Source organism: Rhodococcus sp. NPDC047139, assembly GCF_040643435.1.
In the GTDB taxonomy this organism is placed as follows: domain Bacteria; phylum Actinomycetota; class Actinomycetes; order Mycobacteriales; family Mycobacteriaceae; genus Rhodococcus.
This window is the reverse complement of the sequence record NZ_JBEYUH010000019.1, coordinates 59,135-84,019: the sequence shown is the minus strand read 5'-3', so window position 1 is coordinate 84,019 and position 24,885 is coordinate 59,135. Positions and strand designations below refer to the sequence as shown.

General features: G+C 67.3%; 23 protein-coding genes. 13 read left to right on the top strand and 10 right to left on the bottom strand.

The features are described 5' to 3' along the window. Positions 1-122: 122 nt before the first annotated feature. Positions 123-752: a hypothetical protein gene (locus ABZ789_RS20180; RefSeq protein ID WP_358427557.1), complete on the bottom strand. Its 630-nt coding sequence runs from the start codon at positions 750-752 to the stop codon at positions 123-125. Positions 753-1,031: 279 nt separating this feature from the next. Here ABZ789_RS20180 and carD point away from each other — a divergent pair, with 279 nt between their 5' ends. The 6 genes from carD to ABZ789_RS20150 are packed head-to-tail and all read left to right on the top strand — an operon-like array spanning position 1,032 to position 6,199. Further along, on the top strand, positions 1,032-1,520 hold the full coding sequence (carD, locus tag ABZ789_RS20175; protein ID WP_006550486.1) for an RNA polymerase-binding transcription factor CarD: 489 nt from the start codon (positions 1,032-1,034) through the stop codon (positions 1,518-1,520). 27 nt (positions 1,521-1,547) lie between these two features. Further along, on the top strand, positions 1,548-2,255 hold the full coding sequence (gene ispD / locus ABZ789_RS20170; RefSeq protein WP_358427552.1) for a 2-C-methyl-D-erythritol 4-phosphate cytidylyltransferase: 708 nt from the start codon (positions 1,548-1,550) through the stop codon (positions 2,253-2,255). Between the two features lie 5 nt (positions 2,256-2,260). Then, the gene (gene ispF, locus ABZ789_RS20165; protein WP_358427571.1) at positions 2,261-2,737 is read left to right on the top strand and encodes a 2-C-methyl-D-erythritol 2,4-cyclodiphosphate synthase; all 477 of its coding nucleotides are present in this window, start codon (positions 2,261-2,263) and stop codon (positions 2,735-2,737) included. An 11-nt stretch (positions 2,738-2,748) separates the two neighbouring features. Next, the gene (gene cysS, locus ABZ789_RS20160; RefSeq protein WP_358427549.1) at positions 2,749-4,143 is read left to right on the top strand and encodes a cysteine--tRNA ligase; all 1,395 of its coding nucleotides are present in this window, start codon (positions 2,749-2,751) and stop codon (positions 4,141-4,143) included. Further along, a complete protein-coding gene (gene rlmB / locus ABZ789_RS20155; RefSeq protein ID WP_358427546.1) occupies positions 4,143-5,111 on the top strand; it encodes a 23S rRNA (guanosine(2251)-2'-O)-methyltransferase RlmB in 969 nt (322 codons plus the stop codon). The genes cysS and rlmB overlap by 1 nt, the downstream gene beginning before the upstream one ends. Positions 5,112-5,155: 44 nt before the next feature. Further along, on the top strand, positions 5,156-6,199 hold the full coding sequence (locus ABZ789_RS20150) for an alpha/beta hydrolase (RefSeq protein ID WP_358427543.1): 1,044 nt from the start codon (positions 5,156-5,158) through the stop codon (positions 6,197-6,199). Between the two features lie 3 nt (positions 6,200-6,202). On the opposite strand, the gene ABZ789_RS20145 is transcribed toward ABZ789_RS20150, so the two are convergent. The 7 genes from ABZ789_RS20145 to ABZ789_RS20115 all read right to left on the bottom strand — a co-directional run bounded on the left by ABZ789_RS20145 (position 6,203) and on the right by ABZ789_RS20115 (position 13,212). Continuing rightward, positions 6,203-7,075: a biotin-dependent carboxyltransferase family protein gene (locus ABZ789_RS20145; protein ID WP_358427540.1), complete on the bottom strand. Its 873-nt coding sequence runs from the start codon at positions 7,073-7,075 to the stop codon at positions 6,203-6,205. A 180-nt stretch (positions 7,076-7,255) separates the two neighbouring features. Next, complete coding sequence (locus ABZ789_RS20140) at positions 7,256-7,864, bottom strand: allophanate hydrolase subunit 1 (protein ID WP_358427537.1); 609 nt, start codon at positions 7,862-7,864, stop codon at positions 7,256-7,258. 25 nt (positions 7,865-7,889) lie between these two features. Then, a complete protein-coding gene (locus tag ABZ789_RS20135; protein WP_358427534.1) occupies positions 7,890-8,648 on the bottom strand; it encodes a 5-oxoprolinase subunit PxpA in 759 nt (252 codons plus the stop codon). Between the two features lie 18 nt (positions 8,649-8,666). Then, entirely contained in the window at positions 8,667-10,268 is a 1,602-nt protein-coding gene (locus ABZ789_RS20130) for a GMC oxidoreductase (RefSeq protein ID WP_358427531.1), read from the bottom strand. Positions 10,269-10,389: 121 nt separating this feature from the next. Beyond that, entirely contained in the window at positions 10,390-11,274 is an 885-nt protein-coding gene (locus ABZ789_RS20125; RefSeq protein WP_358427528.1) for a metal ABC transporter permease, read from the bottom strand. After that, positions 11,271-12,134 carry an ABC transporter ATP-binding protein gene (locus tag ABZ789_RS20120; RefSeq protein ID WP_358427525.1) on the bottom strand — a complete coding sequence of 288 codons (864 nt, stop codon included), beginning with the start codon at positions 12,132-12,134 and terminating at the stop codon, positions 11,271-11,273. Before ABZ789_RS20120 ends, ABZ789_RS20125 begins: the two co-directional genes overlap by 4 nt. A 25-nt stretch (positions 12,135-12,159) precedes the next feature. Then, positions 12,160-13,212 carry a zinc ABC transporter substrate-binding protein gene (locus ABZ789_RS20115; RefSeq protein WP_358427522.1) on the bottom strand — a complete coding sequence of 351 codons (1,053 nt, stop codon included), beginning with the start codon at positions 13,210-13,212 and terminating at the stop codon, positions 12,160-12,162. A 169-nt stretch (positions 13,213-13,381) separates the two neighbouring features. On the opposite strand from ABZ789_RS20115, the gene ABZ789_RS20110 reads away from it, so the two are divergent. Beyond that, positions 13,382-14,488, top strand: a complete 1,107-nt coding sequence (locus ABZ789_RS20110) for a LacI family DNA-binding transcriptional regulator (protein ID WP_358427519.1) — start codon at positions 13,382-13,384, stop codon at positions 14,486-14,488. A 9-nt stretch (positions 14,489-14,497) separates the two neighbouring features. On the opposite strand, the gene otsB is transcribed toward ABZ789_RS20110, so the two are convergent. Continuing rightward, a complete protein-coding gene (gene otsB / locus ABZ789_RS20105) occupies positions 14,498-17,074 on the bottom strand; it encodes a trehalose-phosphatase (RefSeq protein WP_358427516.1) in 2,577 nt (858 codons plus the stop codon). Between the two features lie 91 nt (positions 17,075-17,165). Next, positions 17,166-17,825, bottom strand: coding sequence for a cholesterol catabolism transcriptional regulator KstR (kstR, locus tag ABZ789_RS20100; protein WP_358427513.1), 660 nt, complete (start codon positions 17,823-17,825; stop codon positions 17,166-17,168). Between the two features lie 89 nt (positions 17,826-17,914). Between kstR and ABZ789_RS20095 the strand changes: the two genes are divergently transcribed. From ABZ789_RS20095 to ABZ789_RS20070, 6 genes are all read left to right on the top strand, one after another. Then, positions 17,915-20,056: an acyl-CoA dehydrogenase gene (locus ABZ789_RS20095; protein ID WP_358427510.1), complete on the top strand. Its 2,142-nt coding sequence runs from the start codon at positions 17,915-17,917 to the stop codon at positions 20,054-20,056. A 69-nt stretch (positions 20,057-20,125) separates the two neighbouring features. Further along, positions 20,126-21,169 carry an acyl-CoA dehydrogenase family protein gene (locus ABZ789_RS20090; protein ID WP_358427507.1) on the top strand — a complete coding sequence of 348 codons (1,044 nt, stop codon included), beginning with the start codon at positions 20,126-20,128 and terminating at the stop codon, positions 21,167-21,169. Beyond that, positions 21,154-22,305: an acyl-CoA dehydrogenase family protein gene (locus ABZ789_RS20085; protein WP_358427504.1), complete on the top strand. Its 1,152-nt coding sequence runs from the start codon at positions 21,154-21,156 to the stop codon at positions 22,303-22,305. The genes ABZ789_RS20090 and ABZ789_RS20085 overlap by 16 nt, the downstream gene beginning before the upstream one ends. Positions 22,306-22,319: 14 nt before the next feature. Continuing rightward, a complete protein-coding gene (locus ABZ789_RS20080; RefSeq protein ID WP_358427501.1) occupies positions 22,320-23,303 on the top strand; it encodes a bifunctional MaoC family dehydratase N-terminal/OB-fold nucleic acid binding domain-containing protein in 984 nt (327 codons plus the stop codon). Then, positions 23,300-23,704 carry a MaoC family dehydratase gene (locus ABZ789_RS20075; RefSeq protein WP_358427498.1) on the top strand — a complete coding sequence of 135 codons (405 nt, stop codon included), beginning with the start codon at positions 23,300-23,302 and terminating at the stop codon, positions 23,702-23,704. The genes ABZ789_RS20080 and ABZ789_RS20075 overlap by 4 nt, the downstream gene beginning before the upstream one ends. Beyond that, entirely contained in the window at positions 23,701-24,870 is a 1,170-nt protein-coding gene (locus ABZ789_RS20070; protein ID WP_358427495.1) for a lipid-transfer protein, read from the top strand. Before ABZ789_RS20075 ends, ABZ789_RS20070 begins: the two co-directional genes overlap by 4 nt. Positions 24,871-24,885: the final 15 nt, after the last annotated feature.

Below are 24,885 nucleotides of genomic sequence, written 5' to 3'. Positions count from 1 at the left end.
AGATGGTTACCGAACCGGTCGCAGTCCTCCGCAAACGACATGATCGTCGCAACCTCTCGTTGAGAGTGTTGCGACGATCATGTGAACCCGCCGTGCTCGACCGGGCCCTTCCGCAGGAATTCCTAGTGCGCCTCGCCCACGATCGGCGAGAGCTCGGACTCGTCGCGAGGAAGCTCCGGTCCGGCGTCGATCGGCACGGAGAGGACGACGTCACCGGCTTCGGCGAAGCTGAAGGTGACCGGGATGGTCAGTCCGGGACGGACGCCTTCCGAGAGGTTCACGAGCTCGACGGTCTCGATCGATGCGGATGCCGGGGCGGGGGTCTCCTCGGTATCACCGGCCTGCGACGACTCGTCGACCTGCTCGACGAGGTCGGCCGTGGATTCGGAGGCACCGGCGATCACGGAGGACTGCGGCGGGATCTCGAATTCGGCACCGGTGACCGAGGCGGCGAAGTCGGTGGAGATGCCGGTGAGGGCGTCACCGACGTACGGGTCGAGGTTGACGATCGTGAAACCGAGCTGAGCAGTTCCGCCCGGCTCGATGCTGTACTCCTCGGAATTCGGGTAGATCACGTGCACGTTTCGCAACGCGATGGCGCCGGCGTCCACGTTGGAACCGTTGATGGCCGCGACCTGAGTCGAGGTCTGGGTGATCTGACCGGCGCTGCACGCGGACATCGTGAGCGCCGCCCCCGCGGCGAGGGCGAGAGCGGTCACGACTCGGCGAGTCGGCGCTTTGAGAGCAGTCACGGGTTCCTCCACTCGAGTATGGCTCGCAATCCACTAGGCAGAGTAGTAGTTCGCGTGCGCGCTGTGTACGTCGGGGCCGGATCTCGTCTGCGTCCCCGTGCTCGGTCGTCAAGATCGGCGAGTGCCGGCACTGCCGGTGTGTCCGACATCACAGGAAGCATGGAACAAACTGCCTGTCAAGACCCCGGCTCGCGGCGCGGTGCCCCTGACCTGCATCGTTGACGCGAGTGCGATGTGATCACGTGTTAAACTGGCAGAATCGAAAGGGGCACGGGACACATGATTTTCAAGGTCGGAGACACCGTCGTATACCCCCATCACGGTGCGGCGCTGATCGAAGCTATCGAAACACGCACTATCAAGGGTGAGCAGAAGGAATATCTGGTTCTGAAAGTCGCGCAGGGCGATCTGACGGTCCGGGTACCTGCAGAGAACGCGGAGTACGTCGGAGTTCGGGACGTCGTCGGGCAGGAAGGTCTCGACAAGGTTTTCCAGGTGCTGCGCGCACCTCACACGGAAGAGCCCACCAACTGGTCACGGCGGTACAAGGCCAACCTCGAGAAGTTGGCCTCCGGCGATGTCAACAAGGTCGCAGAAGTGGTTCGCGATCTGTGGCGCCGGGAGCAGGACCGCGGCCTCTCCGCAGGCGAGAAGCGGATGCTCGCCAAGGCTCGTCAGATCCTCGTCGGTGAGCTCGCGCTCGCCGAGGGCACCGACGATGTCAAGGCGGAAACCATGCTCGACGAGGTTCTCGCCGCCGCTTCCTGACGGGCGCGAGACATCGGCAAACTGCACATGAAGGATCGCAACGGGCCGGTCGTCGGAATTGTTCCGGCGGCCGGCCGCGGTGTTCGTCTGGGTGAACCGCTGCCCAAGGCTTTTGTGGAACTCGACGGCCGCACGATGCTCGAGCGCTCGGTCGAAGCGATGCTCGCCTCGGCGGTGGTCGACCAGGTGGTGATCGTCGCGCCGCCCGAGCTGGCCGCAACGTCCGCGGCCGAACTCGTCGGCGAGGCGTTCGCCGACCGGGTCAGGGTGGTGGCGGGCGGGGCCGAGCGCGCCGACTCGGTGCGCGCCGGACTGGCGGCGGCCCCGGGGGCGCGGTTCGTCCTCGTCCACGATGCCGCGCGTGCACTGACACCGCCGGAGTTGTTCGTCCGGGTCGTCGATGCGTTGCGCGCGGGTTGCGACGCGGTGATCCCCGTCCTGCCCGTTGCCGACACCATCAAGAGTGTGGACGCCGACGGCGTGGTGACCGGTACCCCGGATCGGTCGACTCTGCGGGCGGTCCAGACCCCGCAGGGGTTCGATGTCGAGTTGCTCGCACGGGCCAACCGGGACGCGGCCGACGCCACCGACGATGCAGGACTCGTCGAGCGACTGGGGGAACAGGTGGCGACCGTCGCGGGAGACCCGCTCGCTTTCAAGATCACCACCCCCTTGGACCTGGTGCTGGCGCGTGCCGTGCTCGCGTCCGGACTCTGCACCGAGAAGGAGATGTGAACAACGTGCGTGTCGGCATCGGAACGGATGTGCACCCCGTGGAAGCCGGTAGGCCGTGCTGGATGGCAGGTCTGCTGTTCGAGGGAGTGGACGGATGCGCGGGCCACTCGGACGGAGACGTGGCAGCACACGCGTTGTGCGACGCCGTGTTGTCGGCCGCCGGACTCGGTGACCTCGGCGCGGTCTTCGGTACGGATCGGCCCGAGATGGCCGGCGCGTCGGGAGTCGTCATGCTCGAAGAGGTGCGCCGTCTGCTCGCCGACGCGGGTTGGGTGGTGGGGAACGCTGCGGTGCAGGTCATCGGCAACCGCCCCAAGATCGGGCCGCGGCGCGAGGAAGCGCAGGCGGTGCTTTCCGGTGCGCTCGGTGCTCCCGTCTCCGTGTCGGCGACCACCACCGACGGGCTCGGTCTCACCGGACGTGGAGAAGGTGTGGCCGCTGTCGCGACCGCACTGGTCCGGGCCCAGCACGACGAGCGGTAGGATCGACGGTCGTGACCTTGCGCTTATACGACACCGAATCGCGGGCCGTGCGGGATTTCGAACCGCTGGTCCCCGGCCAGGCCTCGGTGTACCTGTGTGGCGCCACCGTGCAAGGCGAACCCCATATCGGGCATGTACGCAGCGGTGTTGCGTTCGACGTGCTCCGCCGATGGCTCGGCGCCAAGGGGCTCGATGTCTTGTTTGTGAGAAATGTCACAGACATTGAGGACAAGATTCTCCGCAAGGCCTCGGAGGCCGGCCGGCCGTGGTGGGAATGGGCTTCGACCTACGAACGGGCCTTCAATCGAGCCTACGACGCGCTCGGTGTGCTGCCGCCCTCGGTGGAACCCCGCGCGACCGGGCACATCACGCAGATGGTCGAGCTCATCCAGCGCCTCATCGACGCCGGTCACGCCTATGCGGCCGATGGCGACGTCTACTTCGACGTGCTGAGTTTCCCTGAGTACGGCGCCCTCTCCGGGCATCGCATCGAAGACGTCCATCAGGGTGAGAGCGCCGGGCTCGGCAAGCGCGACCCGCGCGACTTCACACTGTGGAAGGCCGAGAAGCCCGGGGAGCCGTCGTGGCCGACCCCGTGGGGACGAGGACGACCCGGGTGGCATCTCGAATGCTCCGCGATGGCGGGCTTCTACCTCGGGGGCACCTTCGACATCCACTGTGGCGGCATGGATCTCGTTTTCCCGCACCACGAGAACGAGATGGCCCAGTCGCGCGCGGCCGGCGACGGCTTCGCCCGTTACTGGCTGCACAACGGCTGGGTGACGATGGGCGGTGAAAAGATGTCGAAGTCGCTCGGCAACGTGCTGTCCGTCCCCAACGTGCTCGCCCGGGTCCGGCCTCAGGAACTGCGTTACTACCTCGGCAGCGCTCATTACCGATCGATGCTCGAATACTCCGACGATGCGCTGGCCGAGGCGGCTGCGGCATACCGGGGACTCGAGTCGTTCGTGCTGAAGACGCGCGACCGGGCCGGGGACGTGCCGGTGGGTGTCTGGACGGACGCCTTCGCCGAGGCGCTCGACGACGATCTTGGAGTACCCAAGGCGCTCGCCGAGATCCACGGTCGGCGCAGCGAGGGGAACAAGGCTCTCGACAACGGCGACCTCGACGCTGCCGTGCGGATCGCGTCCCAGATACGAAGCATGCTGGGAATCCTCGGTGTAGATCCGCTCGACGAGCACTGGTGCTCCACCAGCGACACCGGATCGGCCGCTCTCGCCGCCCTCGATGTCCTGGTCACCGCGGATCTCGAACGCCGTACGACGGCCCGGGCCGAGAAGAATTGGCAGGTGGCCGACGAGGTGCGAGATCGGCTCGCAGCCGCGGGGGTCGAAGTGACCGATACGCCGAACGGACCCGAGTGGTCCTTGAAAGCAGGACAGTGATGGCAGGCAATTCTCAGCGTCGCGGCGCTATTCGTAAGGGCGGCACGAAGAAGGGTCAGGTCGTCGGGTCCGGCGGGCAGCGCCGTCGCGGGCTCGAACCGCGCGGTGCCACCCCCAAGGCCGAGGACCGGCCGTATCACCCCGCCGCACGGCGTGCCCGGGTTGCGGCCAAGGCTGCTGATCCCCGCGGCGGTGGGCGTCGTCCCGCAGCCGGTCGGAAGGCCGAGGATGCGCCGGAGATGGTGCTGGGCCGGAACCCGGTCGTCGAATGCCTGCGTGCCGGCGTGCCGGCGACCGCGCTGTACGTCGCTCTGGGCGCAGAGGCGGACGAGCGCCTCAAGGAAGCCGTGCAGCGTGCAGCCGAGATGGGCATCTCCATTCTCGAGGTCTCGCGGTCCGAACTCGACCGGCTCTCGGCCAACGGGATGCACCAGGGTCTCGGTCTGCAAGTACCGCCCTACCGCTACGCGCACCCCGACGACCTGCTCGCCCGCGCCGCGGAGAACAACGAGCGGCCGCTGCTCGTGGCACTCGACAACATCTCGGATCCGCGCAATCTCGGTGCCGTGATCCGCTCGGTCGCAGCGTTCGGCGGGCACGGTGTGGTGATCCCGCAGCGTCGCTCGGCCTCGGTGACGGCCGTGGCGTGGCGGACGAGCGCCGGAGCGGCTGCGCGGCTGCCCGTCGCGCGTGCCACCAACCTCACGCGCACGCTCAAGGACTGGCAGTCCCGTGGCGTCCGGGTCGTCGGTCTCGATGCCGGTGGCGACACCAGTCTCGACGAGTTCGACGGCACCGACCCCGTGGTCGTGGTTGTGGGTTCGGAGGGTAAGGGACTCTCGCGGCTGGTCAGGGAGACCTGCGACGCGGTGCTGTCGATCCCCATGGCCGGAGATGTCGAATCGCTCAACGCCTCAGTCGCGGCGGGCGTGGTGCTCGCCGACATCGCCCGGCAACGACGCGCCTGACCGGGTCGGCGGGATCCGCGGCCTCGAGGGCCTAGTCTGTCCTCGTGTCCGCCCCTCTGCCGTTCCGCACGAGAGTGTTCGCGCTCCTCGAGTGCTTCACGAACAAGTCCATCGCCGACGCGAGCGTCGAGGAGATTCAGGCGCGGCGCGCTGCGCGCGCGAAGTTGCTGTCGTCTCCGGTCGGCCGGTTGGTCGCGGGCCGTCCGCATCCAGGCGTGCGGATCGAGGATCGCCGGGTCGACCTCGAGCATGAGGCGATAGACGATCTCGAACCCGAGCCGTCGCCGGTCTCGCTGCGTCTGCGGATCTATCGGCCCTCCGAACGCGTGCGCGGCCCGCTCCCCGTCGTGCTGCTGTTCCACGGCGGGGGATGGGTTCTCGGCAACGCGGAGCAGAACGAATGGTGGGCGAGCCACATGGCTGCGCGAACCCCGTGCCTGGTGGTGTCCGCCGATTATCGGCTGGCACCCGAACATCCTTATCCCGCAGCAGTTCTGGACTGCTGGGCGGTTCATCGGTGGCTCGCCGTGCATGCTGCGGAGTTGGGCGGTGATCCGTCGCGCGTTGTGGTGGCGGGCGACAGCGCCGGAGGTAATCTCGCTGCCGTCGTCGCCGATCTGGCCGGCCGATCGGGCGGTCCGCTTCCGGTCGGACAGGTGCTGATCTATCCCGCAGCGGAGATGGAAGAGGAATTTCCGTCGGAGCGGCAGTTCGCGAACGCTCCCGTGCTCACTTCGCGCAGTATGCGCGCCTTCGTGCGCCTCTATCTTGCCGGCGCCGACCCCTACGTGCCGACGGCGGCTCCGCTGCGCGGCTCGATCGCCGGTGCCGCAGTCCCGGCCCTCGTGCAGATGGCGGGCCACGACCCGTTGCGGGACAACGCGATCAGATACGCGGCGGCGCTGCGTAGCAAGGGCGGAGATGTAACGGAGACGGACTATCCCGATGCCGTTCACGGCTATCTCAGCCTGCCGGGTATCTCACCGTCCGCGACGCGGGCACTCGACGAGGTGATCGCATTCGTGCGACGAGTGACCACTGCGGACCCGGCGGGCGAAGCAGATCCGTCCGTCCCGTCCCGGATCTGACGATCACCGCACCGGCACGAACCGTACCCGTTTTCCGGGGCGCAGTTGCGCGGCGATGGGCAGATCGGCCGTCACCGTCACCGCTACGACGGGATAGCCGCCCGTGACGGGATGATCGACGAGAAACAACACCGGCTGTCCCTCCGGCGGCACCTGCAACGAACCTGGGACCATGCCCTCGCTCGGCAGCTCGTCGTGCCGAGACCGGTGCAGACGGCCGGGGCCCTGGAATCTGATCCCCACTCGATCGAGTCGAGGTGTCACCGTCCAGGTCTCGTGGAACAGCGCGCGAATCGACGCGGGGGTGAACCAGTCGTCGCGCGGTCCGGTGCGCACCCTGATCTCGACGGGATCACCCATCGGTGCAGGCGGCGGGATCTGCTCCTCGTCGGGCAGGCCGTCCGCCATCGCGCCGACGAGAAGACGGGTGCCGCCGCGCACCGGTGACGGACCGGTCGCAGACAGGGTGTCGGTCGACCTGCTGCCGAGAACCTCCGGAACGTCTATTCCGCCGCGTACCGCAAGGTAGGTCCGCAGGCCCTCGTCCGGGATACCGATCCGCAGCACGTCGTCGTTCCGAAGGGTGATGCGGGACCAGTCACCGACCGGTCGGTCGCATACGGTGACCTCGGAGCGAGCGCCGGTCACGGCCACGATCGCCTCCCCGACGCTCCGGACGACGAGACCTCCGCCGGTCACCTCGAGCGTCGCCGCGTCCGGCCGGTTTCCCACGAGCCGATTCGCCGCGTCGTGCGAGCGCCGGTCCGCAGCACCCGAGCGGGTCAGCCCAGCGGAGCCGTAACCGGAACGTCCGCGATCCTGAACGGTCGTGAGCATTCCGCCGGAGATCACCTCGAACCATGCCACGTCGTTCATTCTCACCTACCGCGCCGGCTTGTCCAGCAGGACGCCGGTCGAGGCTCATCGATCGCAGGTCCTGACGCGAGATCGGGTGATCGGGAATCCGGGGATTCCCGCCGCGACGAGCACGATCGACCCGTCGGCGGTGACCACGATCGCGCACTGCACCGCGCCGGGGTCGGATCGCGACGAAGGTCAGATCGCGACGAAGCGCACCGTGCGTCCCGGTCGCAGCAGTGCGGCAGGTCTTCGATCGGGTTGCCACAGGGGCGCCTCGGAGGTTCCGATCAGCTGCCACCCGCCGGGCGACTGCCGAGGATAGATACCCGAGAACTCACCTGCGAGCCCCACGGCGCCGGACGGAACGGTGGTGCGCGGCGAGTTGCGGCGGGGCACCTGGAGCCGTGAGTCCCCACCGGTGAGATACGCGAAGCCGGGTGCGAAACCGCCGAAGGCGACGGTCCACCGACTGCTGGTGTGAGCGGCGACGACGCCCTCGGGACCGAGGCCCGTCAACTCTCCGACCTCTTCGAGATCGACTCCGTCGTAACGGACTTCGAGGATCACTTCCTCGAAGTCGACGGCATCGCCCGGAAGCGGCGGGGTGGTGGTGATCCACCGGTGCACGGCCGGCGCGTCGGTCTCGGACGGATCGAAACACACCAGTAGCGTCCGGGCGGCCGGGATCAGGTCGACGACGCCGCCGGTCCGATCCTGATCGAGCGCACGGAAATGGCCGAGAACGTCGTCGAGGGAATCGAATTCGGCGAGAAGTGCACTGTCTCCGGCGCGAAGGATCTTCATCGGTGTACCTCGTGGATTCCGACGCTCACACGAATGCCCGGATGTCGATGTTCTCGGCGTCGAGACGGGTACGTACCGCAACGGCCATCGCCGTCGCGTCGGGGGAGTCGCCGTGGATGCACACAGACTGTGCTCTCACACGCACATCGCTCCCGTCGATCGCGGTGACCACGCCTTCGGTGACCAGACGCAGTACGCGCTCGGCGACCTCGTCCGGGTCGCGCAGTACGGCACCGGGTTCGCGCCGGGAGACCAGCCTCCCGTCAGGGGTGTATGCGCGGTCGGCGAACGCCTCGGTGACCACGTTCAGACCGGCTCGCTCCGCTTCCTCGAGGAAGACCGAGTCGGGTAACCCGAGAACGGGTAGCGAGGCGTCGTAGGCGCGCACCGCATCCACGACTGCTCGAGCCTGCTCCCGGTGATGCACGATCGCGTTGTACAGCGCGCCGTGGGGTTTGACGTAGCTCACCGACGACCCTGCCGCTCGCGCGAGGCCGTCCAGCGCGCCGATCTGATAGATGATCTCTGCGATGAGATCGGCCGCAGGTACCTCGATGAAGCGGCGGCCGAAACCGGCCAGATCGTTGTATCCCACCTGAGCGCCGATCCGCACCGCCCGCTTCGCCGCGCCGTGGCAGGTGCTCAGCAGTGTCGCCGGGTCGCCGGCATGGAACCCGCACGCCACGTTGGCGCTGGTGACGATATCGAGCATGGTCTCATCGTCGCCGAGACGCCACTGGCCGTAACTCTCGCCGAGATCGCTGTTGAGGTCGATACGGATCACGCATCGAGTCTAGGCCGGTCAGAAGACCGTTCCGACATCGTGAACGACAATCTTGTCGAGGGCGCGTTCGACGACCGCGGCGATCGTCATCGAGGGGTTGCACGCGGCGGTGTTGCCCGGCATGAGCGCTCCGTCGAGCACGTACAGTCCGCGCTGGCCGAGCACGCGACCTTCGAGATCGCACGCCGTGCCCATACTTGCCCCGCCGAGGGGATGCCACGTCGACGGAACGATCGCGTTCGTGTCGGTGAGGATGCTGCGCTCACCGGCGATGCGACGCACGGTGGGGTCGATGCAGCCTGTCTGAAGCACCGAATCCCCCTCGTGCGGCCAGCGCAGGACGGCATCGTCGCGGCTTGCGTCGTAGACGAAATGCCCGCGACCCGCACTGACTCCGAATCCCACCAAGACGGTGCTGCGCGTGTCGATCCCGTAGAAGCTGGGAATGGAGGCCTGGATGACGGTGAAGGCCGCGTTCGGGTCGTCCCAGTTCTTGCTCCCGTAGACGACCGGCCCGCCCTGCACGGTGCCGAAGTTCTCCTCGAGGTTCGTCCACAGGTAGATGCGATCGGCGTTGGATCCCCAGCCCTGACCCACACTCTCGGGCAGGTCGGGGACGAGACCCTTTGCGGCCGCCTTCATCAGCAGTCGGGTGGTGTTCATGGTGCCTGCGGACAGCACCAGCGCGTCGGTGGTGAGGATCTTGTTCTCGAGGACCGCACCCGAGTTGTCGATTCGGTTCACGTGCACCGACCATCGGCCGTCCTTGCGGCGCTCGATGTCGGTGACCTCGTGTTGTGTCGCAACGGTCACCAGGCCGGTGGATTCGGCCTCGGCGATGTAGGTGACATCGACGGAATGCTTACCGCCGTTGTTGACGCCCATGGCTCCGGAGCCGTCGGTGTAGGACGGTGCCATCTCTCCGCGGAGTTCGGCGAGGGCGTAATTCCAGTCGATCGGCATGGGGATCTTGTCGATCGGAAACCCCGCGCCCCGCGCGCGCTCTGCGAAGATCCGCGACGTCGCGTAGTTCGGGCTCGCGACGAGTTCGTCCGGTGCCACGGCCAGGCGCAGCATCTGCGCGACCCGCGGATAGTAGACACGGTCCATGCGGGCCCAGTCGAGTTCGTTCGGGAAGTTGGCGGCGAACACCGCTTCGCTGGGCTGCAGCGTCATGCCCTGGTAGACGAGCGACCCGCCGCCGACGCCGGCGGCACACAGGGCGGTCATGTTCTCGCCGACGACGGCTTCGACGAGTCCGGTGTAGGGCTCGAAGGCGAGATGCCGGCCGAACACCTCGGGATTCGACCGGTGCCACAGGAACCGCTTGTCGGGCTTGTCGATCCGCGGGAAGGTGTCCGAGTTCGGTCCGGTGGGCCACCGTATGCCGCGCTCGAGCATGTGTACTCGCACCCCGGCCTGCGCCAATCGCAGGGCCGTCACGCCACCGCCGAATCCGGTTCCGACGACGACCACACGGTGTTCCTCGTGGGTGAGCGGCACGTTGTTCACGCGGGCGGGAATGCCCGGCATCGCCTGTGCGCCCGCGCTCCCGGCGAGGGCGAGACCGGCGGCTGCGGCCGCGCCCGTCAGAAAGGTACGGCGCTTGAGATGCGGCACTCTCGACCCCCAGATGTCTGTGACGCTCCGTTACCGGAACAGTCTCGGAATCTAGGAAGACGCCGCGCGGTCCGTCAAGATCGCTTTCCGGTCACCGCCGTCTCGACGACCGAGGAAGGGGTCAGGCCGTGACCGTGACGCGACCGGCACCGCGTCGCGTGCGGATGTTGCCGATCACCCGGCACACCATGTAGATGACGAATGCGATCGTCGTGATGAACGCCGACACCGGCACCCCGGGTGCCAGCGCGAGCAGGATGCCACCGACCGCCGAGATCTCCGCGAAGAGCACCGACAGCAGGGTAGCCGCGAGCGGGCCGTTCACCACGCGAGATGCGGCCGCGGCCGGGGTGATCAGCAATGCCATGACCAGCAGCGCGCCGACGATCTGCACACCGAGTGCGGCGGTGACGCCCACGAGCACCGCGAACACGATCGACAGCATGCGGACCGGGACGCCGCGCGCGGCCGCGACCTCCGGGTCGGTGCTCGCGAACAGCAGGGGCCGGTAGATCACCAGCAAGGTGACGATCACGACGGCAGCGCAGGCCGCAAGCAACGCGATCCCGGTGCCGCCGGGTGCCACGATCTGGCCGGTGAGCAGAGAGAAAGCGGCCCCCGTACGTCCGTCGTAGGCCCACAGCAGCAGGACAGCGAGCCCGAGGCCGAAAGCCATCACGACGCCGATGACAGAGTCCCGTTCACGGGCACGCGTTCCGAGGACCCCGAAGAGAATCGCGGCGATCACCGCACCGGCGACTGCACCGATTCCCACGGAGACTCCGATGATGAGCGCCGCGGCGGCCCCGGTGAGCGACAGTTCGGAGGTGCCGTGCACGGAGAACGCCATCTGGCGGCTGACGATCAGCGGGCCGATCACGCCGGCGAGCAGACCGAGGATGGCCCCCGCGACCAGTGCCTGCTGGACGAAGTCGTACTGCAGGAGTTGGACCGTCGTCTCGACGTCGAACATCCGTCCCATGGCGTCGGTGAACTTGCTGCTCATGCATGGTCCTCGTGGTCGTGGTGGACGCCTTCCCCGGGACGCAGACCGCCGGCACTGCCGAGGGCGTCGATCGCGTCACCGGTGCCGACGACCACGAGGCGTCCGCGCATCTCGAGTACTTCGACGTCGGTGCGGTAGAGCTCGGAGAGCACGTGAGAGGTCATCACCTCGGCGGGAGTGCCGATGCGGAACTGACCGTCGACGAGATACAACACGCGATCGACCAGCGGCAGGATCGGATTGATCTCGTGGGTGACGAACAGGACGGAGGTGTCGTGGTCGCGGCGTCGCCGGTCGATGAGCGAGGACACCAGGTGCTGGTTGGCCAGATCGAGACTCAGCAGTGGTTCGTCGCACAGGAGCACCCGCGGATCTCCCACGAGTGCCTGCGCGATACGTAACCGTTGCTGCTCGCCTCCGGAGAGAGACCCGATCGGGGCACCGGCATAGGACTCGGCACCGACTTGCGCGATCGCGTCGTCGACTGCGGCCCGTCGGCGCTTTCGGGTCCGCAGACCGGTGCCCCAGCGGTGACCGTCCATGCCGAGTCCGACGAGATCGCGTCCCCGTAGCGGCACACCCTCGTCGAGAGACTTCTGCTGCGGTACGTAGCCCACATCGGAGTTTCCGGTACGGACGGGTCGTCCGGCGATGGTCACCGTTCCCGCCGAGAGGGGGAGTTGGCCCAGGAGAACCTTGAGCAGTGAGGTCTTGCCGGCTCCGTTGGGTCCGAGTACGGCAAGGAACTCTCCCGGCTCGACGGCGAGGTCGAGATCCTCCCAGAGGATTCGATCGCCGAATGCCAGTCGGGCGCCGCGGAGTTCGACTGTGGGTGTGCGGCCGGAGGATGGAGGTGTCACCGAAATCCGTGCTCTCGATCGGGGGTCAGGATGCGGTCTCGAGCGCGGCGGCGAGGTTCTCGGCGGTCCGAGCCTGCCACTGAATGTAGTCGACACCCTCGGGGAGGGTTTCGAAAACCTCGACCACCGGGATGCCCGACGATTCGGCTGCGGTTCGCATCTCGCGACTGATCCGGTCTTCGGTCTGCGGGTTGTAGAGCAGGACACGAACCTGCTTGTCGGCCAACAGTTGCCGTGTCGTCGCGATGGCAGCCGGAGACGGGTCGGTCCCGTTCTCGATGGCGTTGGTGAAATCCGCGGGGGTCGCATCGTTCAGAGCGGCCGCCTGCACGAGATAGTGGCCGATGGTCTCGGTCTGGGCGATGGACGCTCCGTCGTGCGTTTCGGCGATCTTCTCGACGAGATCTGAGGCATAGTGCAGGTTCTCGTGGAACGCGGCGGCGTTTGCCTCGTAGGTGGCGGCACCCTCGGGATCGAGTTCGGAGAGCCGGTCGGCAACCGCGTGCGCGACGGCGTCGGCGGTCGCGAGGTCGTACCACACGTGCTCGTTGATACCGCCGTGGTCGTGACCTTCGTGCGAGTGGTCGTCGTGCGAGTGGTCGTCACTGTTGACGTCCTCGTGCGAATGCTCTTCCGAAGCTAGTGCGTCCGAGAGGCTCTCGCCGTTCTCGTCGGTGCCGTGATCGTGACCGGCGTGCAGATCCGAGTACTCGCCGGATTCGAACAGGGCGAATGCTTCCACGACGGCCGGCCCGCCCCCGCTCGCGGCGAGTATGTCGTCGACGAAATGGTCGTATCCGCCGCCGTTGTAGACCACGAGGGAGGCGTCGCCGATCGCGGCGGCATCGAGGGGGCTGGCCTCGTAGGAGTGCGGGTCCGCGTTCGGTTCGGTGATCAGTGATTCGACCTCGATGCGGTCTCCGGCGACGGCCTGTGCGATCGAACCCCACACGTTCGTGGAGGCGACGACTCTGATCGCACCGTCATCGGTGCCGGACGTGTCGGCCCCGCACGCGGCGAGGGTGGTCGCGCAGGCTACGGCGGCGGCTGCGAACGCCGTGCGGGAGGACAGTCGCACAGTTCTTCTCCTGATGGTCGGCAGTCTTCGACGAACGGGGTCCGGAGCGACCGAGTGACCGACCCAAACGTTATTGGTAACCGTTACCGTTCCACTTTAGCGGACGGAACGCACCGCTCACACCCTCCCCGAGTGCTCGTGACCACGGACACAGGACTACGGTCCCCTCATGTCCAGGTCCCGTCAGCCGCGCCGACAGGCGACCCTGGCGTCGATTGCCGCCGAGTTGAAGATCTCCCGCACGACGGTCTCGAATGCGTACAACCGTCCCGACCAGTTGTCCGCCGAACTGCGCGAACGTGTCCTCGAAGTCGCCAAGCGACGCGGATATGCGGGGCCGGATCCGATGGCGAGGTCGCTGCGTACCCGCAAGGCGGGTGCGGTCGGGGTGCTGCTCACCGAAGCACTGAGCTATTCCTTCCGCGATCCCGCTGCCATGAACTTCCTGTCGGGCTTGTCCGAGGCCTGCGAGGCGGCCGGGCAGGGGCTGCTGCTCATCCCGGCCGGCCCCGGACGGACCGACGACGAGGCCGCCCAGGTGGTGCACCGATCGTCCGTCGACGGTTTCGTCGTGTACTCGGTCCCTGCGGAGGACCCCTATCTCGCCGCGGTGCTCGAACGGCACCTGCCCGTCGTCGCGTGCGACCAGCCGCGTGGCCTCGACAGCATCCCCGTGGTGGGTATCGACGATCGCAGGGCGATGCGCGATCTCGCCGCCCATCTCATCGAGCTCGGCCACCGCGAGATCGGCATGTTGTCGATGCGCCTCGGTCGGGAACGGCACGACGGCGTGGTCGATCTGTCGAAGCTCGAGACCGGCGGTTTCCACGTGCAACGTGAACGCATCCGCGGCGTCCAGGACGCCATGCGGACCGCGGGACTCGCGGCGGACTCGCTCACGGTCGTCGAGCGCTACACCCACACAGCGGAGGACGGATTGTCTGCCGCGGCGCAGATCATGCGGGTGAATCCGCGTATCACCGCGCTGGTGTGCACGACCGACGTCCTCGCGCTCGGCGCGCTCGCCTGGGCCAACCAGATGGGTCTCGATGTGCCCGGGCACTTGTCCATCACCGGTTTCGACGGGATCGACGAAGCCGTCCGCGAAGGTCTCACGACTGTGCGCCAGCCGCAGAAGGACAAGGGCAGACGCGCCGGCGAGCTGCTCCTCGCCGCCCCTTCGCACTCCGGTGTGCCCGCGCTCGAGACCCTCGGGACCCAGCTGTGGTTCGGTACCACCTCGGGCCGGGTCGAGAGCGAGTGGTACGCGGAGTAGAGCGGGCCGTCAGCGTGACCGGGTGCTCGAGGACCTTCCCCCGGACAGCAGTTGAGCGCAGCGCAGCAGACCGATATGGCTGTAAGCCTGCGGATGATTGCCCAGCGAACGCTCCGCGACCGGGTCGTACTCCTCGCTGAGCAGGCCGGTCGGCCCGGCTGCAGCGACGAGCTGCGCGAACAGCGCTTCGGCGTCGTTGCGCTGCCCGATCAGCAGGTAGGCCTCCACGAGCCATGCCGCGCACAGGTGGAAGCCACCTTCGGTACCCGGCAGGCCGTCGTCGCTGCGATATCGGTAGACGGTCGAACCGCTGCGCAGCTCCCGCTCGGTGGCGTGCACGGTCGCCCGGAAGCGCTCGTCGTTCGGGTCGACGAGTCCGGCGAGGCCGATGAACAGTGTCGCCGCGTCGAGATCGGTGCCGTCGTAGGCTGCGGTGAAGGACTGGACGTCGTCGTTCCATCCCTTCTCCGTGACCTCCTCGGCGATCTCGTCGCGTAGCGCGGCCCAGTTCTCGCCGGCGGTCCGCCCGAACTTACCGGCGAGCGTCAGTGCCCGCTCCACGGTCAGCCACCCCATGACCTTCGAGTAGACGTGGTGCCGGGGCGCGTGGCGGATCTCCCAGATGCCGTGATCCGGCTCGAACCAGCGCCGCTCGACCGCGGTGACCATCGAGCAGACCAATTCCCAGTCGCGGTCGGTGAGAGCCTGCTCGTGCGGTACGCCGCGTTCCTCGCGGCTGTGCGCGAGGTCGGCGATCAGGTCGACGATCGGACCGAAGACATCGAGTTGCACCTGCTGGTTCGCGGCGTTGCCGACCCGCACGGGCCGCGAACCGGCATAGCCGGGAAGTGTGTCGAGTACCGCTTCGGGCGGAAGGGCTCCGCCGGCGAGCGAGTACAGCGGGTGCAGGCGTTCGGGGCCGGGGACGGTCTCGAGGACGCGATGGACCCAGTCGAGATAGTTCTCGGCCTCTGCGGGCGACCCGACCCGGACGAGCGCTTGCGCGGTGAGTGCGGCGTCACGCAGCCAGCAGTAGCGGTAGTCCCAGTTGCGGACTCCGCCGATCTCCTCGGGAAGCGAGGTGGTCGCGGCGGCGAGGATCGAGCCCGTCGGCTCGTGGACCAGCCCGCGCAGGGTCAGCGCCGAGCGCTTGACGAGGTCGGGCTTGAGCGGCGGTAGCTCGAGACGGGACGCCCACGTGTGCCAATAGGACTCGGACTGTGCTCTACGTTCGTTCTCGGGCACCGGATGTTCGTCGAGATCATCAGTTCCACAACGCAATTCCAGGATGACGTCGTTCTCGGACGGATCGACCACTGCGTGCGCCGACTGGTGCACCCCGTCGGTCGTGATGTTCCACCGCACACCGGGCGAGCGCAGGACATAGGGCTCGTTGAAGCCCATTACCCGGATTCCCTCGTCCTCGACCTCGAGGGTGACCTGCCCCTGTCCGAATTCGGGTCGCGGCGCGAAGGTGATCGCTGCGCTCGCGCGCCCGGTGATCACGCGGGTCAGGTCCGTGCGGCCGGCTTCGACGTCGTGCGGGAGGTAGTCGATCACCGTGAGTGATGCCCATCGGGTCACCACCGTCATCGTCGAATCGACGTACCGCTGGCTGAGCGGAAGCGACTGGCGGGTCGGGCCGACGGTGAAGTGGCCGGCAGCCTCCCCGCCGAGCAGGTGTGCGAACACGGCGGCCGAGTCGGGTTCGGGGTGGCACATCCAGGTGATCGTGCCGTCGGGAGTCACGAGCGCCTTCGAGCGCGGGCTCGCGAGCATCGTCAGACGTTCGATCGGAGCGACATGCGGGCCCGACAACCACGTGCGTCGTTCCTCGAGCAGGAACACGAGTGCGGCAATGACCTCTTCGCTGGTACGCACGCGGTACTCGGCCGACGTATCGCCGTCACCGATCTTCACTCCGACGTCCGGCCCCTGCAGTGAACGGAAGGCCTTCTCGTCGGTCACGTCGTCACCGAAGAACACCGCCGCGGTCGCCGCCTCCTGGTGCCGGATGATGTCGAGGGCCTTGCCCTTGTCGGTGGGCACCACGGACAGTTCGATCACCGACTTGCCCTCGGTGACCTGGACGCCCGGCCGCAGGGCGAGATCGTTCCGGACGAGATCGAGGGCCTTCTCGGCATCGTCGTCGGTAGCGCCGCGCACATGGAGAGTCGCGCTCGCGGGTTTGACCTCGACCCGCACCCCTTCGAACCGGGACGCCACCGCGCGCAGACCTTCGACGACCGTTTCGAGCAACTCCTTGGCAGCGGTGTCGATCTCGTGCACGAATCCGATGTCGAACTCGGAACCGTGGCTGCCGACGAGGCTGACCTCGACCGGAAGCCGCGACAGGGCGGCGAGGTCCTTGAGAGCGCGGCCCGAGATGACCGCGGCGGAGGTGGACGGAAGAGTGGCGAGCCCCCGCAGTGCCCGGACTGCGTCGTGGTGCGGATATGCCTTCTCGGGGTCGGCCACGATGGGCGAGATGGTGCCGTCGTAGTCGGTCGCCACGAGGAGACGAGGCGTCCGTGCGACGGCCACGAGAGCACGTCGGAGGTCGATCGGAAGGTCGTGGGCACTCACCTGATCCACGTTAGGTCAGAGTCGAGCGCGAGTCGGGCCGCGCGGACCTTCCGACTACGTGTTTCCCGTTACAGAATCGGGTCGCGGCAGGTCAGGTCTCTGCCGCGACCGTCTGCGGGGCACGCGAGCCGTCGCCGAGCAGAAGATCGACGGTCAGTTCGAGGCGACGGGCGACATCGGTGGCCGACGACCGGCGTGTGAGCCACGCAACGAGATTCGACAGCCATACGTCGCTGATGACACGCGCGATGGCGAGTTCCTCTTCGGTGGGTTCTCCGTCGTTCATGGCCCTCGCGAACAGCCGGTCCATGAGAGTGCCGACCTGGTCGACCTCGGCGGCCGCCGAGGCGTCGGCGAACATGAACGCCCGCGTCATGGCTTCGGTCAGCAGGGGGTCGCGCTGCATGGCCTTGGTGATCAGGCTCAGGATGAGGTGCATGCGCTCGAGCGGGCTGTGACCGGGTGGGATCCGGCCCTTGCCCTCGATGCGGGCGAACTCACGACCGAGCGCCGAGACCAGCAGATGCACCTTGGAAGGGAAATAGCGATAGAGCGTTCCGACAGCAACGTCTGCGCGCTCGGCGACCGCCCGCATCTGCACGGCCTCGTACCCGCCCTTGGACGCAAGCGCCAGGGTGGCATCGAGGATCCGCTTGCGCCGTTCTTTCTGGGCATTGGAACTGAGATCGTCCTCGGTGAGGGCGGTCAGAGTTCCGTGTCCGTTGGCACGTGAGCGGGACGGGGTGGCCATAGATTCTGTTCCTCACGCCTTGACTCTGAATCGGTGTCATATTAGAACACGTTCTAGCAATGATGTCATTCGAAAGGGCGGAAACCGCTGTGAGTATCGCCACGACCGAGGAGCAGCGGGCTGTTCAGGCATCTGTCCAGGCCTGGTCACGCGCCGTAGACCCCATCTCGACGATACGTCGTGGAGGCGACGCGACTTGGCGGGACGGCTGGTCGTCGCTCGCGGAACTCGGGATCTTCGGTGTCGCCGTTCCCGAAGAGGTGGGCGGGTTCGGGGCGACCGCCGTCGATCTGGCCGTCATGCTCGAAGGCGCTGCCCGCGAACTCGCGCCCGGCCCGGTTCTGACCACCGCGGTGGCGGCTCTCGTGTTCGGCCGTGCCGGTGACTCCGTCGCCAAGACGGCGGCCCGCCTCGCGGAAGGAGCGGTGCCCACAGCACTCGCCCTCGACTCGTGCGTGGCCGCAGAACCTGCCGGTGACGGGTTCGTGCTACGGGGTGATGCAGGACCGGCGGTGGCCGCGGAAGCCGGCATCGCGGTGGTGGTGCGTGTGGAGAGCGATCCCGAGGTCGAACGCTGGGCGCTCGTCGAAGCCGACGACCCCGGGCTGCACGTCGAACCGCTCGACACCATCGATGCGTCCCGCGCACTGGCCCGCGTGCGACTCGAGGGCGCGACTGTCGACGCCGATCGTGTCGCGACCGCACCGGCAGGATTCGTACGCGACCTCACCGCCGGTCTCGCTGCCGCGGAATTGGCCGGCCTCGCCGGCTGGGCACTGACCACCGCGGTCGAATACGCGAAGATCCGCGAGCAGTTCGGCAAGCCGATCGGGTCGTTCCAGGCCGTCAAGCACATCTGTGCGGAAATGCTCTGCCGAACGGAGAAGATCCGTGCTGTGGCCTGGGATGCTGCGGCCACCGTCGATGCGCAGCCGGACGAGTTGCCCGTCTCGGCTGCGGTAGCCGCCGCGGTCGCCCTCGACGCCGCGGTACAGACGGCCAAGGATGCGATCCAGGTACTCGGCGGCATCGGGTTCACATGGGAACACGATGCGCACTTCTATCTCCGCCGAGCGGTCGCCACCCGTCAGCTTCTCGGGGGCTCCACCCGGTGGCGCGCGCGGCTGACGGAGCTCGTCCGCAGCGGTGCACGTCGTCATCTGGGCGTCGATCTGTCGGATCACGACGACGAGCGGGCCCGCATCCGCGCGGAGGTCGAGAAGATCGCCGCGAAATCCGAATCCGAACAGCGCGTCGCGCTCGCCGAATCGGGTTGTCTCGCACCGCACTGGCCGCCGCCCTACGGACGAGGTGCCGGCGCCGCCGAGCAGCTGATCGTCCAGGAAGAGCTGGCCGCCGCCGGAATCGAACGACCCGATCTGGTGATCGGATGGTGGGCGGTCCCCACCATCCTCGAACACGGCACGCCCGAACAGATCGAGCGCTTCGTGATGCCCACGCTGCGCGGAGACGTGGTGTGGTGCCAGCTGTTCTCCGAACCCGGGGCCGGGTCGGATCTCGCGGCGCTGCGCACGATCGCCGAGAAGGTCGACGGAGGATGGCTGCTGCGCGGGCAGAAGGTGTGGACCTCCCTCGCGCACGAGGCGGACTGGGCGATCTGCCTCGCGCGCACCGATCGCGAGGCCCCCAAACACAAGGGCATCACGTATTTCCTCGTCGACATGAAGTCGGCGGGTATCACGGTGTCGCCCTTGCGGGAGATCACCGGCGACGCGTTGTTCAACGAGGTCTTCCTCGATTCGGTCTTCGTGCCGGACGACTGCGTGGTCGGTCAGCTCGGCGGAGGATGGAAACTCGCGCGCACCACCCTTGCCAACGAACGCGTCGCCATGGGCGGCAAGTCGTCGCTCGGGCCGCGGATCGAGGAGCTCCTCGCGCTCTCGACTCCGGGAGATCCCGTGGCCGAGGACCGCATCGCGGTTCAGATCGGTGAGGCCACGGTCGGATCGTTGCTCGATCTGCGCGCCGTCCTCGCGCAGCTGGAGGGTCAGGATCCGGGCGCGGCATCGAGTGTGCGCAAGCTCATCGGTGTACGGCAGCGACAGGAGACCGCAGAATTGGCGATGGATCTCGCGGGCGAGGCCGGCTGGGTGGAAGGTCCGCTCACCCGCGAGTTCCTCAACACCCGGTGTCTGACCATCGCCGGTGGTACCGAGCAGATCCTTCTCACCGTGGCCGCCGAGCGACTCCTGGGCCTGCCGCGCGACTGAGGAGTCCTTTCGCCGGATGCCCGGGGAGTGCTACAACTGGAACACGTTCTATATCAAAGGTGGGTGACGGTGGACTTCGCACGTGACGAGACACAGGAGGAGGTCGCCGGTATAGCGGCCGGCCTCCTGAAACGCGGCCTTGCGGACGAGGCCCTGTGGGCCGCGCTCGCCGACGCCGACTTGCTCTCGCTCGCCGTGCCCGAACGTCTCGGCGGCTCCGGCCTGGGAATGGGCGAAGTGGCCACGGTTCTCACGGAGATCGGGCGCGGAGCAGCGCAGACACCTGCTCTGGCGACCCTGGGTCTCGGTGTGCTGCCCATTCTCGCGCTCGCCTCCGAGCCGCAGCAGGGCGACTTGCTCGCCGGGGTCTCCGAGGGGGGCGTCCTGACGGCCGCGCTCGGAGAACCCGGCCGTGCCTTCCCCGAGCGGCCCGCCGCTACCGCGGTCGAAGCCGGCGGAGGCCACGCGGTCACGGGTTCGTTCGTCGCCGTGCCGTATGCCGACCGAGCGCGCACGGTGCTGCTGCCCACCGACGCCGGGGTGATCGCACTGTCGCCGGATGCCGCCGGCGTGACCCTGCGCCCGAATCCCACCTCGGCCGGTACTCCGGAGTTCTCGTTGCGCGCCGACGGGGCCGTGGGCGTCCTCCTCGCAGAATCCGGCCCCGACGCCGTCGCGGTATTCTACCGCATCGCGCTCGCAGCCATAGCGGCCTTCTCTGACGGGCTGCTCTCGGGTGCAACAGAACTCACCGCTCAGCATGTCAGTGAGCGACATCAGTTCGGTAAGCCGCTCGCGACGTTCCAGGCCGTCGCCCAGCAGATCGCCGACGTCTACGTCACCGCCCGCACACTGCACGTCGCGGCACTGTCGTCCGTCTGGCGCCTGTCCGAAGGCCTCGACGCCGCAGACGATCTCGATGTCACCGCGTACTGGATCGCGGCAGAACTGCCTCCGGCGATGCGTGTGCTGCACCATCTGCACGGCGGCATCGGCGTGGACGAAACCTATCCGCTGCACAAGTATTCGTCGGCCGCCAAGGACCTTGCCCGGTGGCTCGGCGGCGCCTCGTACCGACTCGACCTCGTGGGGGCCCGGTGTTCATCGATCTGACCGACGACCAGCGCGCACTGCAAGCCGAACTACGCCACTATTTTGCCGACCTCGTCACCGACGAGGAAGCTGCGATCATGCGCACCGAGCGCCACGGCCCCACCTATCGTGAGGTCGTGCGCCGCATGGGCAAGGACGGATGGCTCGGCGTCGGGTGGCCTGTGGAATTCGGCGGCCGGGGATTCGGCGACGTCGAACAGCAGATCTTCGCCAACGAGGCCGTTCGCGCCGATGTCCCGCTGCCGAGTGTCACGCTGCAGACGGTCGGCCCGACATTGCAGGTCTACGGCACCGACGAACAGAAACGGAAGTTCCTGCCGGCGATCCTCGCCGGTGAGGTGCACTTCGCGATCGGGTATTCCGAGCCGGAGGCGGGCACCGACCTCGCCGCGCTGCGCACCACGGCGGTCCGAGACGGCGACCACTACGTCGTCAACGGCCAGAAGATCTTCACCACGGGTGGTCACGACGCCGACTACATCTGGCTCGCCGTCCGCACCGGCCCCGCCGACTCGCGGCACCGAGGAATCTCCGTGCTCATCGTCGACACGAAGGATCCGGGCTTCAGCTGGACGCCGATCATCACGTGTGATGGTGCCCACCACGTCAACGCCACCTATTACAGCGATGTGCGTGTTCCGGTGGAGATGCTGGTCGGTGAGGAGAACAGAGGCTGGAAGCTCATCACCACCCAGCTCAACCACGAACGCGTCATGCTCGGACCGGCCGGCCGGGTCGCGGGTATCTACGATCGTCTCGTCGACTGGGTGCGCGCCCACGACCTGCACGACCGTCCCGAAGTGCGACGCGCGCTCGGTGAGATCCACGCGACCTGGCGGCTCAACGAACTGCTCAACTGGCAGGTCGCTGCCAGCAGCAACGACGCGGTCGACATCGCCGACGCGTCGGCGACCAAGGTCTTCGCCACCGAGCGGATCCAGCGGGTGGGGCGTATCGCCGAGGAAATCGTCGGTGCCTTCGGCGATCCGGCCGACGACGACACCGCCGAACTGCTCCGCTGGCTCGACATGATGGCCAAACGCAATGTCGTCATCACCTTCGGCGGCGGAGTCAACGAGGTGATGCGTGAACTGATCGCGACGGCAGGTCTCGGGATGCCACGGGTACCGCGGTGACACAGGAGAATTCGATGAGCACCCCCGAGGAGATCCTCCGGGCGGCCGAACAGGTCCGGAGCGACGGTTCGTCCGCGCCCAGGCCCGGCCGTGATCCCGTGAACCTGCCGATGATCCGCAACTGGCTCGAGGCGATCGGCGACGACAACCCGATCTACACGGACGAATCCGCGGCGATTGCCGCCGGCCACGACGGACTCGTGGCCCCGCCCGCGATGGCGCAGGTCTGGACGATGCGCGGTCTCGGCGCCGAACGCGAGAAGGACGATCCGCTCGGCCGGATGACGCAGATCCTCGACGATGCGGGATACACCTCGGTCGTCGCCACGAACTGCGACCAGATCTATCATCGCTACCTGCGCCACGGCGAACAGGTCACGATCGAATCCACTCTCGAGGACGTCGTCGGCCCCAAGAAGACCGGCCTCGGCGAGGGGTGGTTCTTCACCACCCGCAATCTGTGGAAGGTCGGCGACGAAGTCGTCGCCGAAATGCTGTTCCGGATACTGAAATTCGCTCCTCCGGTGAAATCGGAAAGTGCACCCGCACCGACGGTTCCCGATGATCTGGATCCGACGCGGATGCTCCGCCCGTCCGTCTCGCACGACACCCGGTTCTTCTGGGAGGGCATCGAAGCGCACGAACTGCGCATCCAGCGACGTCCCGACGGCACGCTGCAGCACCCGCCCGTTCCGGCCGTCTGGCTCGACAAGTCCGCATCCACGGACTACGTCGTGTCCTCCGGCCGCGGAACGGTCTTCAGTTTCGTCGTCCACCATGCTCCGAAGGTGCCCGGACGCCAGGTGCCTTTCGTCGTCGCACTTGTCGAACTCGACGAAGGCGTGCGGATGCTCGGTGAACTCCGAGACGTCGCCCCGGATCGTGTGCGCATCGGAATGCCCGTAGAAGCAACCTATCTCGACTTCCCCGGCGATGACGAGACCGGCGGGCAAGCGTGGACGTTGTATGCATGGAAGCCCCTCGAGGAGGACGTGTGAGCACCCCGACCGTCGCGACGGGCGAGAACCTGCCCTCCCTGACGATCCACGCCGACCCGACCTTCATCGTGTCGACGGCCCTGGCCACACGCGACTTCCAGGACGTGCACCACGACCGCGACAAGGCGCAGCAACGCGGATCGAAGGACATCTTCGTCAACATCCTCACCGACACCGGGTTGGTGCAGCGGTACGTCACCGATTGGGCGGGCCCGCGGGCGGTGGTGAAGTCGATCTCGCTGAGGCTGGGTGTGCCCTGGTACGCATACGACGACCTGACTCTCACCGGCACCGTTTCGTCGGTGCAGGACGGCCTGGTCACCGTCGACGTCACCGGTACCAACAGCCTGGGAAAACACATCACGGCCGTAGCCACTTTCGTGATCGGAGGCGCCGCATGAGCGGCCTGTCGGGAGCAGCGGCGATCGTCGGCATCGGTGCTACGGACTTCTCGAAGGACTCGGGGCGCAGCGAACTCCGTCTCGCGGCCGAGGCGGTGCACGACGCACTCGACGATGCAGGGCTGACGCCGGCCGACGTCGACGGTCTGGTTTCGTTCACCATGGACACCAATACCGAAGTGGCCGTAGCTCGTTCGGTGGGGATTCCGGAACTGAAGTTCTTCTCCCGAATCCACTACGGGGGCGGGGCGGCGTGCGCGACCGTGCAACAGGCAGCGATGGCTGTCGCCACCGGTGTCGCCGACGTGGTGGTCGCATATCGCGCATTCAACGAACGGTCCGGAGCGCGCTTCGGCCAGGTGAACACTTCACTGGCTGCACAGGTGAATTCGTCCGGCACAGACAATGCCTTCTCCTATCCGCACGGTCTGAGTACCCCGGCGTCGTTCGTCGCGATGGTCGCGCAGCGCTATATGCACGTCTCCGGTGCGACGAGCGCCGACTTCGGTGCCGTGGCGGTGGCGGATCGGGCCCATGCCGCGACCAACCCCAAAGCGTTCTTCCACGGCAAGCCCATCACCCTGGAGGATCATCAGAACTCACGGTGGATCGCCGAACCCCTGCATCTTCTCGACTGCTGCCAGGAATCGGACGGCGGTGTCGCGATCGTCGTCACGAGCGTGGAGCGGGCGAAGGATCTGAAGCAGACCCCGGCGGTGATCGCCGCGGCGGCGCAGGGGAGCGGGCCCGATCAGTACATCATGACCAGCTACTACCGGGACGGGCTCACCGGACTGCCCGAGATGGGCATCGTCGGTGATCAGCTGTGGAAACAGGCGGGAATCGGACCGCAGGACGTCGCGACGGCGGTGCTCTACGACCATTTCACCCCGTATGTACTGATGCAGCTCGAAGAGCTCGGATTCTGCGGTCGGGGAGAGGCGAAGGACTTCGTCTCCGACGGCATCACGCTCGGTGGGCGGCTACCGATCAACACCCACGGCGGTCAGCTCGGCGAGGCCTATATCCACGGGATGAACGGAATCGCCGAAGGCGTCCGTCAGATCCGCGGCACTGCAGTGAATCAGGTCGACAAGGTCGAACACGCCCTGGTCACGGCAGGAACGGGAGTTCCGACCTCCGGACTCGTGCTCTCTCGGCCCTGACCGTATTCCCGCCCG

Excerpts from the sequence above, each read along its gene's own strand:
- ABZ789_RS20080 (WP_358427501.1), top strand. The coding sequence starts at position 22,320 with ATGAGCACCCCCGAGGAGATCCTCCGGGCGGCCGAACAGGTCCGGAGC.
- kstR (WP_358427513.1), bottom strand. The coding sequence starts at position 17,825 with ATGGCCACCCCGTCCCGCTCACGTGCCAACGGACACGGAACTCTGACC.
- ABZ789_RS20070 (WP_358427495.1), top strand. The coding sequence starts at position 23,701 with ATGAGCGGCCTGTCGGGAGCAGCGGCGATCGTCGGCATCGGTGCTACG.
- rlmB (WP_358427546.1), top strand. The coding sequence starts at position 4,143 with ATGGCAGGCAATTCTCAGCGTCGCGGCGCTATTCGTAAGGGCGGCACG.
- ABZ789_RS20110 (WP_358427519.1), top strand. The coding sequence starts at position 13,382 with ATGTCCAGGTCCCGTCAGCCGCGCCGACAGGCGACCCTGGCGTCGATT.
- ABZ789_RS20145 (WP_358427540.1), bottom strand. The coding sequence starts at position 7,075 with ATGAACGACGTGGCATGGTTCGAGGTGATCTCCGGCGGAATGCTCACG.
- carD (WP_006550486.1), top strand. The coding sequence starts at position 1,032 with ATGATTTTCAAGGTCGGAGACACCGTCGTATACCCCCATCACGGTGCG.
- ispD (WP_358427552.1), top strand. The coding sequence starts at position 1,548 with ATGAAGGATCGCAACGGGCCGGTCGTCGGAATTGTTCCGGCGGCCGGC.
- ABZ789_RS20140 (WP_358427537.1), bottom strand. The coding sequence starts at position 7,864 with ATGAAGATCCTTCGCGCCGGAGACAGTGCACTTCTCGCCGAATTCGAT.
- ABZ789_RS20125 (WP_358427528.1), bottom strand. The coding sequence starts at position 11,274 with ATGAGCAGCAAGTTCACCGACGCCATGGGACGGATGTTCGACGTCGAG.